General features: G+C 63.0%; 19 protein-coding genes. 9 read left to right on the top strand and 10 right to left on the bottom strand.

The features are described 5' to 3' along the window. Positions 1–801: methyl-accepting chemotaxis protein (locus tag PA6_RS23120; RefSeq protein ID WP_021703068.1), on the top strand; the 801-nt coding region annotated here is incomplete at its 5' end. A 413-nt stretch (positions 802–1,214) separates the two neighbouring features. Here the strand turns inward: PA6_RS23120 and PA6_RS21270 are convergent. Continuing rightward, positions 1,215–1,961 carry an SDR family NAD(P)-dependent oxidoreductase gene (locus PA6_RS21270; RefSeq protein WP_021703069.1) on the bottom strand — a complete coding sequence of 249 codons (747 nt, stop codon included), beginning with the start codon at positions 1,959–1,961 and terminating at the stop codon, positions 1,215–1,217. A gap of 360 nt (positions 1,962–2,321) precedes the next feature. Here PA6_RS21270 and PA6_RS23125 point away from each other — a divergent pair, with 360 nt between their 5' ends. Continuing rightward, a complete protein-coding gene (locus PA6_RS23125; RefSeq protein ID WP_021703070.1) occupies positions 2,322–2,558 on the top strand; it encodes a DUF2798 domain-containing protein in 237 nt (78 codons plus the stop codon). A 213-nt stretch (positions 2,559–2,771) separates the two neighbouring features. Here the strand turns inward: PA6_RS23125 and PA6_RS21280 are convergent, their stop codons facing one another. Beyond that, a complete protein-coding gene (locus PA6_RS21280) occupies positions 2,772–3,446 on the bottom strand; it encodes a haloacid dehalogenase type II (RefSeq protein ID WP_021703071.1) in 675 nt (224 codons plus the stop codon). Positions 3,447–3,511: 65 nt separating this feature from the next. Further along, positions 3,512–4,210 carry a glutathione S-transferase family protein gene (locus tag PA6_RS21285; RefSeq protein ID WP_021703072.1) on the bottom strand — a complete coding sequence of 233 codons (699 nt, stop codon included), beginning with the start codon at positions 4,208–4,210 and terminating at the stop codon, positions 3,512–3,514. 134 nt (positions 4,211–4,344) lie between these two features. Here PA6_RS21285 and PA6_RS21290 point away from each other — a divergent pair, with 134 nt between their 5' ends. Next, positions 4,345–4,926 carry a TetR/AcrR family transcriptional regulator gene (locus PA6_RS21290; protein ID WP_236081186.1) on the top strand — a complete coding sequence of 194 codons (582 nt, stop codon included), beginning with the start codon at positions 4,345–4,347 and terminating at the stop codon, positions 4,924–4,926. Then, complete coding sequence (locus PA6_RS21295; protein ID WP_021703074.1) at positions 4,923–5,630, top strand: glutathione binding-like protein; 708 nt, start codon at positions 4,923–4,925, stop codon at positions 5,628–5,630. The genes PA6_RS21290 and PA6_RS21295 overlap by 4 nt, the downstream gene beginning before the upstream one ends. A gap of 142 nt (positions 5,631–5,772) precedes the next feature. Here PA6_RS21295 and PA6_RS21300 read toward each other — a convergent pair whose 3' ends face one another. From PA6_RS21300 to PA6_RS21315, 4 genes are read right to left on the bottom strand one after another with little or no spacing between them, the layout of a single operon-like run. Beyond that, a complete protein-coding gene (locus PA6_RS21300) occupies positions 5,773–6,246 on the bottom strand; it encodes a DoxX family protein (RefSeq protein WP_021703075.1) in 474 nt (157 codons plus the stop codon). Positions 6,247–6,257: 11 nt separating this feature from the next. Further along, entirely contained in the window at positions 6,258–7,013 is a 756-nt protein-coding gene (locus PA6_RS21305; protein ID WP_021703076.1) for an HvfC/BufC N-terminal domain-containing protein, read from the bottom strand. Further along, the gene (gene bufB, locus PA6_RS21310; RefSeq protein ID WP_021703077.1) at positions 7,010–7,843 is read right to left on the bottom strand and encodes an MNIO family bufferin maturase; all 834 of its coding nucleotides are present in this window, start codon (positions 7,841–7,843) and stop codon (positions 7,010–7,012) included. Before bufB ends, PA6_RS21305 begins: the two co-directional genes overlap by 4 nt. Positions 7,844–7,861: 18 nt before the next feature. Further along, positions 7,862–8,134, bottom strand: a complete 273-nt coding sequence (locus PA6_RS21315; protein ID WP_021703078.1) for a BufA1 family periplasmic bufferin-type metallophore — start codon at positions 8,132–8,134, stop codon at positions 7,862–7,864. Between the two features lie 342 nt (positions 8,135–8,476). On the opposite strand from PA6_RS21315, the gene PA6_RS21320 reads away from it, so the two are divergent. Then, positions 8,477–9,118, top strand: a complete 642-nt coding sequence (locus PA6_RS21320; RefSeq protein WP_021703079.1) for a DUF1109 domain-containing protein — start codon at positions 8,477–8,479, stop codon at positions 9,116–9,118. A gap of 11 nt (positions 9,119–9,129) precedes the next feature. Here the strand turns inward: PA6_RS21320 and PA6_RS21325 are convergent, their stop codons facing one another. The 3 genes from PA6_RS21325 to PA6_RS21335 all read right to left on the bottom strand — a co-directional run bounded on the left by PA6_RS21325 (position 9,130) and on the right by PA6_RS21335 (position 12,471). Continuing rightward, the gene (locus PA6_RS21325) at positions 9,130–10,020 is read right to left on the bottom strand and encodes an HD-GYP domain-containing protein (protein WP_021703080.1); all 891 of its coding nucleotides are present in this window, start codon (positions 10,018–10,020) and stop codon (positions 9,130–9,132) included. Positions 10,021–10,060: 40 nt separating this feature from the next. After that, positions 10,061–11,992 carry a methyl-accepting chemotaxis protein gene (locus PA6_RS24825; RefSeq protein WP_021703081.1) on the bottom strand — a complete coding sequence of 644 codons (1,932 nt, stop codon included), beginning with the start codon at positions 11,990–11,992 and terminating at the stop codon, positions 10,061–10,063. Between the two features lie 206 nt (positions 11,993–12,198). After that, complete coding sequence (locus tag PA6_RS21335; protein WP_021703082.1) at positions 12,199–12,471, bottom strand: BufA1 family periplasmic bufferin-type metallophore; 273 nt, start codon at positions 12,469–12,471, stop codon at positions 12,199–12,201. Between the two features lie 215 nt (positions 12,472–12,686). Between PA6_RS21335 and PA6_RS21340 the strand changes: the two genes are divergently transcribed. The 4 genes from PA6_RS21340 to PA6_RS23135 all read left to right on the top strand — a co-directional run. Next, entirely contained in the window at positions 12,687–13,268 is a 582-nt protein-coding gene (locus tag PA6_RS21340) for a sigma-70 family RNA polymerase sigma factor (protein WP_034011917.1), read from the top strand. Next, the gene (locus tag PA6_RS21345; protein ID WP_021703084.1) at positions 13,255–13,896 is read left to right on the top strand and encodes a DUF1109 domain-containing protein; all 642 of its coding nucleotides are present in this window, start codon (positions 13,255–13,257) and stop codon (positions 13,894–13,896) included. The genes PA6_RS21340 and PA6_RS21345 overlap by 14 nt, the downstream gene beginning before the upstream one ends. Before the next feature lie 770 nt (positions 13,897–14,666). Further along, positions 14,667–14,954 (top strand): helix-turn-helix transcriptional regulator, encoded by a 288-nt coding sequence (locus PA6_RS24700; protein WP_073656513.1) that lies wholly within the window; start codon positions 14,667–14,669, stop codon positions 14,952–14,954. Beyond that, positions 14,947–15,130 (top strand): replication initiation protein (locus tag PA6_RS23135; RefSeq protein WP_021703085.1); only part of this gene is annotated, 184 nt, incomplete at its 3' end. The genes PA6_RS24700 and PA6_RS23135, both read left to right, overlap by 8 nt.

Consider the following 15,130-nt stretch of genomic DNA (forward strand, 5'->3'; position numbering starts at 1 on the left):
CCCCTACTAAAGGATATTGAGTCAAGCAATGTACTTACAGTTGAGCAGCAGGCAGAGACAGATCAAATAGCAACGGCAGTAAACCAAATGGCGGCAAGCATTCAAGAGGTTGCGAGCAATGCACAGCATGCTGCAGATGCGGCCGGAAGAGCAGACACTGAGACGGCATCTGGCCAGCGTCTGGTAGCCCACACAAGCCAGTCAATCATTGCCCTTGAAGGTGAAATTAGGCAAGCCGCTCAGGTTATTCATGAGCTTGAAGGTCAAAGTAACGAGATATCAAAAGTTCTTGACGTTATACGAGGGATCGCCGAGCAAACGAATTTGTTGGCACTCAACGCAGCAATTGAGGCCGCGCGTGCTGGTGAGCAGGGGCGTGGTTTTGCTGTTGTCGCCGATGAGGTTCGCAGTCTTGCTGCTCGCACCCAGCAATCGACAACGGATATTCAAAGCATGATCAGCGCTCTACAAGAGCGAGCGCAATCCGCTGTTACAGTCATGGAGCAAAGTAGTCGGCAAGCGCACACGAGTGTAGCTCACGCAGAGGAAGCAGCTACAGCTCTTGATGGAATTGGCCAACGTGTTAACGAAATTACCGACATGAACGCGCAAATAGCGACTGCGGTCGAGCAGCAGGGAGCAGTAAGTGAAGACATAAACCGCAGTATTATCAATATACGCGATGCTGCTGATACCAATGTACAGACCGGGCAGAATAATTTGCAAAGTGCGAAATCTGTCGCTCAGTTAACTAGCGCTCTGAGCGAACTGGCAAAACAGTTTTGGGAAAAACGAGGATAACGCTTTTCAGTATCTCGACAGGGATAACTTACTTTACCATCGGTTATCCCTTTTAGCCGCACAAATTTTAGCCATGGCTTTTCAGGAAGTCAGGGCTATCAGAATGGCCTTAGAAAGCCTAGTCAAAGAGCTGTCACGAGAACACCGTTAGCTTAGCGTACGATTTTTTCCGAATTCTGCGGTTCCCCCATCAAGGAGCGTTCGCAGGTCGCCATCAATGAGGGCGAACCGAAGAGCAATCCCTGGGGCGGCCAACTGGTGGGTGGTCCGACCACAGCCAGTACCGGCAATAATGTGGACGACAATATGTCGTTCAGCCAGTTTGCCTGAGTGCGCCTGACGGCCGCCTGATGGCGGCCTTGCTGCGATGAACATGCACCGCAGGGCATATGCCCTGCCGGCGCATGCCATGGTCAGCGCAGGGTGTAGCCGTTGTCGACGATCAGGTCCTGCCCGTGGATGCCCCGTGCGCCCAGCGACAGCAGGTGCAGCATGGCGTCGGCGATCATGGCGGGTTCGAGAAATGCCCCATTCAACAAACGCTGTTCCACTGTCTTGGCCACCGCCGCCAGCGCGTCGTCGCTGAGTTGCAGGGTGCCCCAGATCGGTGTTGCCGTGGGCCCTGGCGATACCATGTTGACCCGGATGTCGTCGGCTGCCAGCTCGACGGCCAGGTTGCGCGCAAAGGCTTTCAGGGCCGCCTTGGAGGCAATGTAGGCGGCGAGGCCGGGAAAGGTTGCCTGCGAGAGAAAGGTGCCGGTGAACACGACCGAGGCTGGGCGGGCCAGGTGGGCTTTCAGGCTGGCCAGGGTATTGAGCGCGCCCGCGCCATTGACGGCCCATTGCCGCTCGAAGGCTGCGGCATCCAGGCCATCGGCCAACTGGGCGATCCCGGCATTGGGGGCCAGGTAGTGTATCGGGCCCAGGGTGTGCGCATACCGGGCCAGCCTGGCGAGGTCGTCGGCGCGGCTGATGTCGCCTTCAAGCCAGGTCAGTCGTTCTCCGTAGTGTTCCTGCAAAGCCCCCAGCTCACCCTGGTGACGGCTCATGGCCAACACCCTGGCCCCGGCCTGGAGCAGGCCGGTCGTCAACGCGTAACCGATGCCCGAGCTGGCACCGGTGACCACAGCCAGGCGATTGTCGAATTCGTTGTGCTGCATGGTTTGTCCTTGCATTCAGTGGGTGAGCACTGTGCTGAACACAAACCATGCCAGTATATAAGTTGTTTAAAAACAGTAGGTTGTGATTTTTGTTGTCGTTATGACCTGGAGTTTTTGTGGTCGCGGTGACTCATCGGTGGTCGCGATGACCCGGCCAGGCGAGCGCATTGCCTCCAGGCTCGTTCCGCATAGAATGCGCAGTGGGGACAATCGGTAAAATGTTCTGCACGGACGGATAAAACCACTGTGCGCATTCGCGGCAGGATAACAGCCATGCCAGGCGCCTTTGTGGCGTTCACGCGTTGAGGGCATCGAGGCGGAGGCGCATGGCGCGCTTCCCGTAACCAGGGGGCATGTACAGTGATCAAGCTATCGAAACGCCACGGGCACCATCTTTTTGCGTTGTTGCAGTCGGCCATTACCTGTGCGATTGCCTCGGCAATTGCCAGCCGTCCGCTGTTTCCCGTGGAACGGTTCATGGGGCACTGGTCGAAGGCCTGGGTGTTGTCCTGGCTGATGATGATTCCGGTGGTGCTGTTGATCGCGCCCTGGCTTCGGCGCCTGGTCAATTACCTGACCGACAGCGACAACCTCTGAGCCCACCGCGCAGCGATGGCATCGGCGGGCCTGAGTGAAAACGCCTACAGGGTGAAAAACGATGACGGCACTCGCGAGCGTTTCCGTACGCCGGGGCAAGCCTTCTCGCCTGGGGAACAGGTACGCATCGACGGCATTCGCCTTGTTCACTAGCAGCCCTGGCCCGAACGGCGCCCCGGCCATCATCCATGGGCGCCGTTCGCGCGGACAGCTTCAATCGAGCAGCCAGTCGCTCATCTCGCCCAGGTCACGTACTTCACGGGTCGGGGTGGCGCCCAATTCATCGAACACGGCCCCCTGACGATTGACCCAGCACACCGGAAAGCCGAAGTGCCGGGCGCCGGTCGCATCCCAACTGTTGGACGAGACGAACAGCAGCCTGTCCCTGGGGATGGCCATGGTTTGTTCGGCCAGGCTGTAGACGCGGTTGTCCGGCTTGAACACCTTGACCGTTTCGACACTGATCAGGTGGTCGAATGCCCAGCCCATGTCCGAGTGGCTGACGACCTGCTCGATGGAGTGGTGCGAGCCGTTGGAGGCGATGGCCATGGGCAGGCCGCTTGCTTTCAGCCGCCGCAAGGCCGCGGTCGTGTCCGGGTGGGGAGCCAGGTGCAGGTAGGCCTGGCCGAGCTGCCGCAGAGTGGTTTCATCCGTGGCGAGCCCCAGGTGCTTGCAGGTGTAGCGCAGGGCTTCTTCGGTTCGTTGCTCGAAGCTGGCATAGCGGCCCATGAGGCTGCTCAGCCAGGTGTATTCGAGCTGCTTCTGTCGCCACAGGCGGGAGATGGCCTCACCCTGGCCCGGGTAGGCGCTTTCGCAGGCCTGGACGACGGAGTGCACGTCGTACAACGTGCCGTAGAGATCAAAAACGATGCCTTCAATGGGTTGCATGCCACACCTCTCTGGGGATCGTGTCCGGGGGTCAGCGTGCGCTGGGCACGCTGACCCGGTGAGGCTTACGCCGGGTAGTTGGAGGGGAACAGCGCGCGGCGCATCTGCTCGTCGAGGTCTTTCTTGAAGGCGTGGTCCTTGCCCACTTCACGGGCACGGGCCGCCGCCGGGCGCGCATCGATGGCCTGGAACCAGCGCTGGATGTTGGGGTAGGCGGCCAGCGGGTCGCTTTCGCCCTTGAGCACGCGCGAGGCACGGTCGATCCAGCCCCAGGCTGAGATGTCCGCCAGGGTGTAGCTGTCGCCCACGATGTAGTCGCGCCCGGCGAGGTGCTCATCCAGCACCTGGTAGTGCCGTTCGGCTTCGCGCCGGTAACGGTTGATTGCATAGGGGATGCTCTCCGGCGCGGCATACTGGAAGTGCACGGCCTGGCCGGAGAACGGCCCGATACCCGTGGCGATGAACATCAGCCACGACAGCAGTTCGGGTTTGTCGGTCGGCGCGCCCATGAGCTGCCCGGTCTTTTCGCCGAGGTAGAGCAGGATGGCGGTCGAATCGAACACCCGTGCCTCGCGGCCACCGGGGCCTTCGCTGTCGACGATGGCCGGGACCTTGCCATTGGGGTTGATGGCCCGGAACTGCGCGGTGTGCTGTTCGCCCTTGCCGGTATCGAGAGGAACCAGCTGGTAGGGCAGCCCGGTTTCTTCCAGAAACAGGGCGACCTTGGCCGGGTTGGGCGTGGGGTGGTAGTAGAAATGAATCATGCGGGTGGGGTCCTGTCTTGTGTTTTAGATCGTTCGATCTAGAATAGGGCCGTCTACAGAAAAAGGGCAACACCTGTGTTGGCCTGGCAATGGGAGTACGGATGGCTCGGCCAAGAGAGTTCGATGAGAGGGCGGTGCTCGATGCAGCCGTTCAATGTTTCTGGGCCCGTGGCTATGAGGCCACTTCGGTGCGTGACCTGGCCCAGGGCATGGGGCTGACCAGTGCCAGCCTGTACAACGCTTTTGGCGACAAGCGCTCGCTGTATCGCCGTGCGCTGGACCATTACGTCGAAGAGGGTTTTGCCGACCGGGTGCGGCGATTCGAAGGCGTCCTGCCGCCGCGCCAGGCCATCGAGGCGTTCTTCGACGAGATACTCGAACGCTCGCTCAACGACCCCCAGCACAAGGGTTGCATGCTGGTGAATTCCGCCCTTGAGGCCTCACCGGACGACCCCGACTTCCAGCGCGCCGTGGCTGCTGTCCTGATACAGATCGAGGCCTTTTTCCGGCGCTGCGTGCTGGCCGGCCAGCACAGCGGCGCCATTACCTGCGCGCAGCCGGCGGACGATCTGGCGCGCCTGCTGCTGGGCATTCTCCTGGGCGTTCGCGTCCTGGCCCGAACGCGGCCGGAGCGTGAACTGCTCGAAGGCATGGTACGGCCAGCGCTGACCCTGCTTGACAGTCACTTGAACCTTCACGGGGACCACCAACGATGATCGAGCTCTACTACTGGCCAACACCCAACGGCCACAAGATCACCCTGTTTCTGGAAGAGGCCGGCCTGGACTACCGCATCCATCCGGTGGATATCAGCGCGGGCGACCAGTTCAAGCCCGATTTCCTCGCGTTCTCGCCGAACAACCGCATGCCCGCCATCATCGACACTGCGCCGGCCGATGGCGGGGAAGCAGTGACGGTGTTCGAATCCGGCGCCATCCTGCTGTACCTGGCGGAAAAAACCGGGTTGTTCCTGCCCACCGACCTGCGTGGCCGCAAGACGGTGACGGAATGGCTGTTCTGGCAAATGGGCGGGCTTGGGCCGATGGCCGGGCAGAACCATCATTTCGGGATCTATGCACCGGAAAAGATCCCCTACGCGATCAACCGCTACGTCAACGAAACCAACCGCCTCTATGGCGTGCTGGATCGTCGCCTGGCGGACAGCACCTTCGTTGCCGGCGAGCAGTACAGCATTGCCGACATGGCGTGCTACCCCTGGATCGTGCCGTGGAAGAACCAGCAGCAGAACCTCGACGACTTCCCCCATGTGCGCCGCTGGTTCGAGGCCATCGCCCAGCGCCCGGCCACGGTCAGGGCCTACGCCAGGGGTGAGCCGTTCTCCAGCCGCCCGACGGTGACCGAGGCGGGCAAGAAGATCCTCTTCGGGCAGACGGCGGGCAATGTACCGGCCGGGCAATGAGCCCCTGAGCCTGCCGTACCTGCCGTAATAGCCTTGATGCATTCAGCCGTGGGCCTCGGTTCCTGCCCCTCTCTCATAAACGGTAGAGGGGCACGGAGCGCCCACGACCTGAAGCGCACAGCATTGCCTGCGCCAGTCGCATTCAGCGAATGCGCAGCAGCCTGTCCAGCGACCACGCCCCGGCGCCCCGGCCGATGATGACCAGCAGCAATCCGGCCCAGGACAGGTGCGTTGGCCAGGCATCGGGGTAGACGAATACCTGGATGACCGCAGTCATGCCCAGCAGCGCCAGGGCAGACAGGCGCGAGAACAGGCCGACGATCAGCAGCAGCGGAAACACATGCTCGGCATAGGTCGCCAGGTGGGCGGCCAGGTGCGGTGACAGCAGCGGCAGGGCGTATTCGCTACGAAACAGCTCATAGGTACCGGGGGTGATGGTCAACAGCCCCTCGACCTTGGTGCGCCCCGAGAGAAAGAAGATCGCCGCAACGCTGATGCGCGCCACCAGGCTGAGCGTCGAGTCGCTGATCAGGCGCTGAAGCAGGTCGCACACCTGGTCCCAGCGTTGACGCACTGTGGCGCGGCTGTTGTTGGACGACGGCTGGGTGATATCCATGGCTATTTCCTTCATGCAAGAACAAGGGGAGAGAACACGCGGGCACCCAGCAAGCGGCTGAGCAGGTCGGTAAAGTCCAGGTCGCCTTGCCGCTGCAAGGCCAGGGCCGAGGCCCGCTCCAGATCGTGTCCGGCAGCGCAGGCGTCCAGAAACACGCAGCCAGCGGGTTCGAGCGCGTGCCAGGTGACGCCATCGCAATGGCCCACCAGCAAAGCGCCTTCGCCCTGCCAGGGCAGGTTGTCAGGCAGGTCCACCCCTTCGCGGTTGCAGCGCCAGAGGCTGTAGATCGGTTGCTCGTCGAACCACCGCCAGCGTGCGCTGGCGCGCGGGCGCAGGTGACAGGTTGCCAGTGCCTCGGGCGACACGCCGGCCAGGCTGGCAAGTTCCAGCGCGGGCTCCTGCACGGCACAGAAGGCCTCTATCCACAGGTAGTCGAGTTGGGCCACCGGGCCCAGGTAGGGCAGCTCCCGGGCCGGCTCGAAGGCCGCGAGAAACGCGGGAAAGTCCGCCCCGTAGAAGATCAGGCGGGCATCGCTTGGTGCGCAGGCGTTGGCATGAACGACCGCCGCCGCGCGCAGCCAGTCACGGCCGACCAGGCGTTCGACGCTGGGGAAGTTGTCACACAGCGCCTCGACGCAGCCCTTGAGTACGGTATTGCGGTACACCTGAAAGCCGGGTTGCGCGGTGAGGGCGGACAGTTCCGGGGCGGCACGTACCTGCAAGGCCTCGATGAAGGCGTCCTGGAAGTGTTCGAGACGTCTGATCATTGCGTCGCTCCCAGTCGGTCGAGCATGGCCTGGGCGTGCGCGCGTTCGCCGAGCAATGCCGTGAACGCGGGTACGTTGTCATCGCGCTCGATCAGCGTCGGGCGCGGGCCGATGCGCTGGATCAAGCGCTGATACAGGGCCCAGACCGGGTCAGCGACCGGGGCGTCGTGGGAGTCGATGAGCAACGCACCGCCGGCGTCATGGCTGTGCCCCGCCAGATGAATCTCCGCGACGGCCTGGCCCGGGAAGCGATCGATGTAGGCGGCCGGATCAAAATCGATGTTGTGCGCGCTGACGTGCACGTTGTTGATGTCGAGCAGCAGGGCGCAACCAGTGCGCTGCGTCAGCTCGGTGAGAAAGTCGATTTCATCCCAGTCGTGGCCGTCCAGGTGCAGGTAATGGCTGGGATTTTCGATGGCAATGCTGCGCCCCAGGGCATCCTGGGTACGCTGTATGTTGTCTGCGATGCGTACCAGGGCCTCGTGGCTGCGCGGGAATGGCAACAGGTCCGGGTAATAGTGATTGCGCCAGGTGGACCAGGCGAGGTGTTCGGATACCAGCGCCGGTCGCACGTGGTCTGCCAGCCTGCGCAGGCGCTGGAGGTGCGTCGGGTCGGGGGCGGCGTCCGCCGCCAGGGACAGGGAGACCCCGTGCAGCGACAGCGGATGCCGTTCGCCCACCGCTTCCAGGTGGGCCAGGCGAGCACCGCCAACCATGTAGTTCTCTGGGTGGACCTCAAACCACAGCCCGGCTGCGCTGCAGTCCCGGGCGGCGTCGTAGTGCTCGGCCTTCAAACCAAGGCCGGCACCCAGTGGCATAGGAGCGTGCATGATCGGCGGCGCCTGCGCTCAGGACTTGATCGGCGTGAGCGAGCCCATGCCCTTGGGGGTCTTGATCGAGGTGCAGGTGCCTGCCGGGACGTTCTTCCAGGCATTGCCCTGGTAGTCGACCTTGGAGGTGCCGGCGCAGCTGGTGCCGGCACCGGCGGCGCAGTCGTTCTTGCCGGCCAGGGAGACGCCGTAGCATTTTTCCACGCTTGGCGTGGCCTGGTTGTCGGCCATGGCGGTGGATGCAATGGAGGCGAGGGCGAGTGCGGCGGTAGCGAGGGCGAAGCTTTTCATGGTGTATCTCCGTGAGAGGCTCAATGGCCGCCAGCGCAACGTGACGGTCCGACCAGTAATTCGCTCTGGCGGCGCACTTGGTTACAGCACATCGAATATTTCCTTCGACGTGCTCACGCTCGCCGCCTTGACGCCTGCCCATGCCCCGGGGGCGCAACCACCTGGTGCTACAGCGCGGGAAAATTCACCCAGGCTGTAACCGTTACCCCCTTGGCAGCGAACTACCTCCACAGGGCCTGGCCGGTGCCAACGGCACCGCGCTCGGCCGCACATGGCTTCGATGGCCGGGCGCCCGCTGGTGCCAAGGCCCGCTTGGCATCGGGTAGCAGAGGTAGTTGGACGATGAGGACTGACGAGCTGATTACCCTGCTGGCGACCGGTGTGCCGGCGGTCGACAAGCACCTGTTCGGCAAGCGCTTTGCCCTGGCGCTGGTGGTCAGTGTCCTGGGGGCCGCGTTGCTGATGACCCTGCTGTTCGGGGTACGTCCCGATCTGGCGCAGGTGGCTCGCTTGCCGCTTTTCTACGCCAAGCTGGCGTTGCCGGTCGCGTTGCTGCCGGGGGCGCTGTACCTGACGCGGCGCACCGCGTGTCCGGGCGGGCGGGTCGGCGGCGCCTGGGTCATGCTGTGCATACCGTTGCTGGTGCTGTGGTTGGCCAGTGCCTATACCCTGCTGGAGGCACCGCTGGCCGCCCGCTTGCCATTGACCCTGGGTAGAACCTGGAAGGGTTGCCCGTTCAAGATCCTGCTGCTCTCGCTCCCCGGTATCGTTGCCTTTTCCTGGGCGCTGCGCGGCCTGGCGCCCACCCGGCTGCCCCTGGCCGGGGCGGGTGCCGGTGCATTGGCCGGTACGCTGGCCACCCTGGTCTATTGCCTGCACTGCCCGGAAATGACCGTGCCGTTCTGGGGCGTCTGGTATGTGCTGGGCATGGCCCTGCCCACCGCATTGGGGGCGTTGCTGGGGCGTTGTGTGTTGCGCTGGTAGGGGCTGTCGGCTCAGGCCGGGCCACGGGCCGGGCTGAATTGCCGGGCCAGGCGGGCGAGCAGGTCGGTATCGGGTTGGGGCGCAAGGTCGTCCGCGCTGCCGGTTTGCCCGGTTGCACGCAGTGCCAGGGCAGCGTCCGGGGTGGGGCGAACCAACTCGTAGCCGCTGGCGCACGAAGGGCAGAAGACATGATCGCCCTCGACGTGAGCCTGCTGTAGGACCACGGTAGGGCCGCACATCGCGCAGCGACGCAGGGGAATGCCCGCGTCGGTATGCCCCATTACGGCGTCGAGCAGGCCCTCGTGCCCCAGTTCGATGAACAGGCGGCCATAGTGCGTATTGAACTGCGTGCCGAGGTTCTGACCGATGATGCCCAGCGCCCTGTCCAGCGGCATGCCCGGGCGGTAGGCGCGGGAGCTGGTCATGGCGTCGAAGGCGTCACAGATACCGGTAATGGCGGCCATCGTGGAAATATCCGCTGCGCCGAGCCCGTGGGGATAACCGCTGCCGTCTGGGGTTTCGTGGTGCGAGGCCACGGCATCCATCACCAGCGCGGCTATCGGATGGGTTTCGAGCATGCGCCGGCCGATTTCCGGGTGCGTGCGGATCACCGCGTATTCGTCATCGTTCAGCGGGCCGGGCTTTCTCAATATGGCATCCGGGATGCCGACCTTGCCCAGGTCGTGAACGAAACCACCCAGGGCAAGGCGCGCCACCTCCGCTGGTGCGAAGCCGCTTTTTTCGGCCAGCAGCGCACAGTATTGGGCAACGCGCCAGAGATGGCCGCCGGTGTAGGGATCGCGGGCTTCCACGACCCAGGCCAGCGTCAGCAGGCTGGACAGCAAGGCTTCGTCGATGACAGGGCGCGCGGGGCGCTTGCCCAGCAAGTGGAGAATGTTCATAGGCGTTCCTTGGTCGGGCCGTATGGTTTCAGTCGAATGCCTAGAACGTGAAGTGCCGTATCAGCTCGTTCAGTTCTGCGCCCAGGCTGGAGAGCTCCTGGCTGGCCGAGGCGATGCGAGCACCCGCCTTGGTCGAGTTTTCGGTGATGCTGCGCACGGTGGTGATGTTTTCGTTGATATGCTCGGAAAGCTGTGTCTGCCGGTCTGCGGCGACGACGATCTGTTGGTTGGCCGCCTGGATCGACGCCACCGACTCACGGATTTCCTCGAGTACATGCCCGGCGCTGTGCGCAAGCTGCACGCTGGTGTGGCTCATGCTTTCGCTGCGCTCCATCAGCGTGGTGGCTTCCTGGGTGCCGGTGTGCAGGGCATGGACCAGCGCTTCGATTTCCCGCGTGGAACTCTGGGTGCGCTGCGCCAGCGCCCGCACTTCATCGGCGACCACGGCGAACCCGCGCCCCGATTCACCGGCGCGGGCGGCTTCGATTGCGGCATTGAGCGCCAGCAGGTTGGTCTTGTCGGCGACGTCACGAATCACGTTGAGTACACCACTGATGCGCTCGCCATCATGGCGCAGGCGGGCCATGGCCTGGTTGCACACCTGCACATTGCTGGCCAGGGCTTCGAATTGCTCGACCGCTTCTCTGATGACCCGGTCGCCCTCGACGCTGCGGGCTTCGGTGGTGATCGCCAACTGTGAGGCCTGGCGCGCGTCCTCGGCCACATGCCGGGCGCTGGCGACCATTTCGCCCATGGCCGTCGCCACCTGTTCGGTCTGGTGGCGCTGGTCGCTGAGCCCGGCACTGCTGCGGGTCGCCACGCCCGACAGGTCGGTCGCCGATACCGTCAGGCGTTCGGTGCTCGCACCGATATGGCCTATGATCTGCCTGAGATGACGCGCCATTTCCCGCATGGCATCCATCAACTGACCCAGTTCATCGTGCAGGCGATGGTCCAGGTTGCCGGTGAGGTCCCCGGCGGCGATGTGCCGTGCCAGGGCCAGGGCCCGATGCAGTTGCGGCACGATCTGCCGGGTGATCAGCCAGGCGGCGCCGAGGCCCAGCAGCAATGCCAGTGCCTGGGCCACCAGCAGTTCGCCATGGGCGGAGCGCACATCGGTATCGCGCCCCTGCACCTGTTGCTGGTAGGCGATCGTGGCGAGTCGTTGCAGCTCCTCGGAGTGTGCGAGCAGGGTCTGCTTCACCGATTCGCTCTGGCTCACGCTGCTTTGCAACTCCTTTACCCGGTCCTGGTAGGCCAGCACGGCCCGCAACCCTTCCACCAGTTGCGCCTGCAGGGTGTCGTTGGGTAGCCGCTCCCACAGTTCATTGCCGCGATTGCGTATGCTGTCGGCGGTCTGGGCCACCCGCTGTTCGCCTTCGGCTGTGGGGCGGGCGATGTAGCTCTGGACCTGCTCGCGCAGCCGGGAAATGATGGTTTCGAGCTCAACGATCATGCGCGCCCGCTCGATGCTCTGCGGGTCGCCGCCCGGCAGCAGGTCAAACAGTGCCTGGCGGACATTGCCGAAGTGCTGCTCGATGGCCTCGATGGCGGGGAGCATGGCCTTTTCTGCGCTTGTCGCCTGGTGGCGTGCCGTTACCAGCTTGTCGAATGCTTGTTCGTAGTCTCCCGCCACGGCGCTGATGTGATCCAGGGTTTCGCTGGCCTCGGGGCCCAGGCTGGCGCGGATTTCATTCACCCGCGCACCCAGCTTCTCGACCTCGCGGGTGTAGGCCTGGGCAGCACTGCTCTGGCCATTGCGGTCGAATTCGTTTTCCTTGAGGCGAACCGCCGCGATCAGGGTGGCGAGAGAGGCACTCTCGACCAGCGCTTCGCTGCGGTCGGTCAATTGATTGATGCTGCGCAGGGCGATCCCGGACAGCGTGATCGATAGCAGTAGCACCGCGCCAAAGCCCAGGGTCAATTTGCCATGGACTGACTTACCGAAGAACCGACCCACTACGGCGAACATGCTGAACGCTCCCTGATCGTTGAAACGGCCTGGCGCGTTGCCTGTCGTATCGGCAAGGCGTCAGGGAATACACAACGTTGGTGCTTGCATCCCGCCGGGCTGCGGCCTGCATGGGCGCAGCGTGGTGACGGGCAGGCGGTGCTAAAGCGGTGCGCCGGCCACGCCACGCATCGGTGCCGTGCGGGCGTGGTCGGCAACCCCGTGGGTCAGGACTTGATCGGCGTGAGCGAACCCATGCCCTTGGGGGTCTTGATCGAGGTGCAGGTGCCTGCCGGGACGTTCTTCCAGGCATTGCCCTGGTAGTCGACCTTGGAGGTGCCGGCGCAACTGGTGCCGGCACCGGCGGCGCAGTCGTTCTTGCCGGCCAGGGACACGCCGTAGCATTTTTCCACGCTTGGCGTGGCCTGGTTGTCGGCCATGGCGGTGGATGCAATGGAGGCGAGGGCGAGTGCGGCGGTAGCGAGGGCGATGCTTTTCATGGCATATCTCCGTAATGGACTGGATGGCCGTCAGCTCGGTGTGACGGTCCGACAGGTAATTCGTCGTAGCAGTCGATACGGTTACAGCGCGGCAGAAAAATGTTGAGATTTCTTTCGGTGCACCTGCGCCGATTGAAACCTTTGGCGTTGCGGCCGATATGATGCAGTCTGGGCTCAATGAAAAATATCCACCTGCGGTGTAACTAAGGCGGCCAATGGAGCGAACTACAAGCTATGAGGTCATGGCCACGCGCGAAGAGCGCCTGCAGTCATTGCTTCTGGGTGGGTTGGCTGGCGACGAGGCCGCATACCGCGAATTCCTCACCGCGCTCAGTTCGCACCTGCGCGGTTTCCTTCGCCGACGCCTGGCGCAGCGCCCGGGAGAGGTCGAGGACCTGTTGCAAGAGGTACTGCTGGCCGTGCACAACGCAAGGCACACCTATCGCGCCGAACAGCCGCTGACCGTGTGGGTGCAGGCGATCGCCCGCTACAAGCTGGCCGATCACTTCCGTGCGTTCGCCCGCCGCGATGCGCTGTCCGATTCGCTGGACGAAGACATGTTCGAGGTGGAGGATAGCCGCCCGGCGGAGGCCCGGCGTGATCTGGGCAAGCTGTTACAGCACCTGCCCGAGCGTCAGCGTCTGCCCATCATTCATGTGAAACTGGAAGGCCGTTCGGTAGAGGAAACGGCTCAACTGACCGGTCTTTCCAGTTCTGCGGTCAAGGTAGGTATCCATCGCGGCCTGAAAGCGCTGGCGATGGTGATCAGAGGTAAACAGAGCCATGAAAACGGATGACCTGATTTCCATGCTTGCTGCGGGTGAGCCTGCAATGGACAGGCTGGCCATGGCCAAGCGTTTCGCCCTGGCACTGCTCGTCGGCGGTGTCGCGGCAGTTGTGCTGATGGCGTTGTATTTCGGGGTGCGGCCAGACCTGGCCGAAGTGGCGCGCACACCGGTGTTCTGGGCCAAGCTCGCCTTGCCCGGGAGTCTCGCCCTGGGCTCGTTGTGGCTTTCCACGCGCCTGGCTCGGCCGGGTGTCGAAGGCGGTGCGGCCTGGGCGTCGCTGTGTCTGCCCATCATCGTTGTGTGGCTGGCCGCGATAGCGGCCCTGTGGCAAGCACCGACCGAGGCACGCATGCCCATGCTGCTGGGCATAAGCTGGAAAGAATGCCCATTCAACATCGCGATGCTTTCCGTGCCGGGTTTTATCTCGGTGTTCTGGGCCTTGCGTGGCCTGGCCCCGACCCGTCTGCGCCTGGCAGGCGCAGGCGGCGGCCTGCTTGCCGGCTCCACCGCAACCCTGGCCTACTGCCTGCACTGCCCGGAAATGGAGGTACCGTTCTGGGGCGTCTGGTACCTGTCCGGCATGCTGCTGCCCGCCCTGTTCGGCGCTATCGTCGGCCCCTACCTGCTGCGCTGGTAACGAACCCGCCCGGCGCACACCTGCTGCCGGGCCAGGGCGCCGGGGCTGCGCAGGCGCGATGAACACGGCGGCAGGGCTTGAATGACGCCGCCCCTTGGGCTCACCCTTTGCACCTGCCAGAAACCACCACCCACCCGCAGGAACCCCGATGCAACCCACGCCTCCCCAGCTGATCCGCGAAACCTTCCCCGTCGGGCCTTTGCAGTGCAACTGCAAAGCCTGGCGTCATGCCGGGGCCTTAAAGTACAGCCTGTAAGCGTTAAATCCCTTTATTTCCCTGGGCTGCGTCGGCGCTCTCGATAATCGTCGATCACGCTGAATCATCATTATTCACAGCTTCAGTGTGACAAAAGTGTGCCATGGTGGTTGCGCGGATGACTGCCAATGATTAGTCTGAATACGAACGCGCCGGCGAGGTACGAGAAATGCCCTGGCCTGAGGCCCCCCACTATCTGTTAATGGTGTGGCAGCCGATGAAGGTTAGCAGGGTCCCTCGGCCCGGCACCGTGGCAGTAGTAAGCGGACGAGACTGTCACGGAAGAAAGGATGCCCTCTCTCGGGGGTAATCGCCTGATTGACACCAAGCTACCGGCATTGATGGGGCCGGAAAATAATCGGCGCGGTGCGGAGGAAAGCGTGGGCGACTGTGGGTACAACCCCGCGTCTGGATGATCGCATCCTGGAACTGAAGCAGCAGTTCCACTTGCTCAATCACCAGCGCTGCCGTGGACCCATCCAAACCTGACCTTCTGGTCGGGCGAGGATGAATCATGTCGCTCGAAAAGCTTCTCACCGTTACTGATCTCGCTGAGATCCTAGGCCGGTCTACCGGCACCATCAAAAACCAGCATTCAAAGAATCCCTCGCGCTTGCCTCCTGTTTGCCGCATTCCTGGTGCAGGCAGACTATTGTGGCGTCGTGCGGATGTTGAGAGTTGGCTGCAGCTGCATGTTGTTCAACTCGACTTAATTGACTCTGCTGGGCCTGTCGCAAAACGAAAGCCTGGTCGACCTCGGAAGTCCGAGCGAATGACTCAGCGAGGAGGCACTTATGCATAAGTGCCATAAGGTCACAAAGTCCAATAGCCTGATCGCAGCAAGCTATAGATTAACTCTCAATGAACATCGCCTAGTCTTGGCTGCTATTAGTCAGATTGATCCCAGAAAACCGTTACCTCGTCCTATTCGGGTTTGCGCTCATGATTTTGCAGAGTTGTATGATCTTCCTGTGAAGT

It is taken from the genome of Aquipseudomonas alcaligenes NBRC 14159 (assembly GCF_000467105.1).
Classification (GTDB): Bacteria; Pseudomonadota; Gammaproteobacteria; order Pseudomonadales; family Pseudomonadaceae; genus Aquipseudomonas; species Aquipseudomonas alcaligenes.

Coding starts and splice junctions, on each gene's coding strand:
- PA6_RS21345 (WP_021703084.1), top strand. CDS start 13,255: ATGAAAACGGATGACCTGATTTCCATGCTTGCTGCGGGTGAGCCTGCA.
- PA6_RS24825 (WP_021703081.1), bottom strand. CDS start 11,992: ATGTTCGCCGTAGTGGGTCGGTTCTTCGGTAAGTCAGTCCATGGCAAA.
- bufB (WP_021703077.1), bottom strand. CDS start 7,843: ATGCACGCTCCTATGCCACTGGGTGCCGGCCTTGGTTTGAAGGCCGAG.
- PA6_RS21300 (WP_021703075.1), bottom strand. CDS start 6,246: ATGGATATCACCCAGCCGTCGTCCAACAACAGCCGCGCCACAGTGCGT.
- PA6_RS21340 (WP_034011917.1), top strand. CDS start 12,687: ATGGAGCGAACTACAAGCTATGAGGTCATGGCCACGCGCGAAGAGCGC.
- PA6_RS21325 (WP_021703080.1), bottom strand. CDS start 10,020: ATGAACATTCTCCACTTGCTGGGCAAGCGCCCCGCGCGCCCTGTCATC.
- PA6_RS21270 (WP_021703069.1), bottom strand. CDS start 1,961: ATGCAGCACAACGAATTCGACAATCGCCTGGCTGTGGTCACCGGTGCC.
- PA6_RS21320 (WP_021703079.1), top strand. CDS start 8,477: ATGAGGACTGACGAGCTGATTACCCTGCTGGCGACCGGTGTGCCGGCG.
- PA6_RS21335 (WP_021703082.1), bottom strand. CDS start 12,471: ATGAAAAGCATCGCCCTCGCTACCGCCGCACTCGCCCTCGCCTCCATT.
- PA6_RS21295 (WP_021703074.1), top strand. CDS start 4,923: ATGATCGAGCTCTACTACTGGCCAACACCCAACGGCCACAAGATCACC.
- PA6_RS21305 (WP_021703076.1), bottom strand. CDS start 7,013: ATGATCAGACGTCTCGAACACTTCCAGGACGCCTTCATCGAGGCCTTG.
- PA6_RS24700 (WP_073656513.1), top strand. CDS start 14,667: ATGTCGCTCGAAAAGCTTCTCACCGTTACTGATCTCGCTGAGATCCTA.
- PA6_RS21315 (WP_021703078.1), bottom strand. CDS start 8,134: ATGAAAAGCTTCGCCCTCGCTACCGCCGCACTCGCCCTCGCCTCCATT.
- PA6_RS21285 (WP_021703072.1), bottom strand. CDS start 4,210: ATGATTCATTTCTACTACCACCCCACGCCCAACCCGGCCAAGGTCGCC.
- PA6_RS21280 (WP_021703071.1), bottom strand. CDS start 3,446: ATGCAACCCATTGAAGGCATCGTTTTTGATCTCTACGGCACGTTGTAC.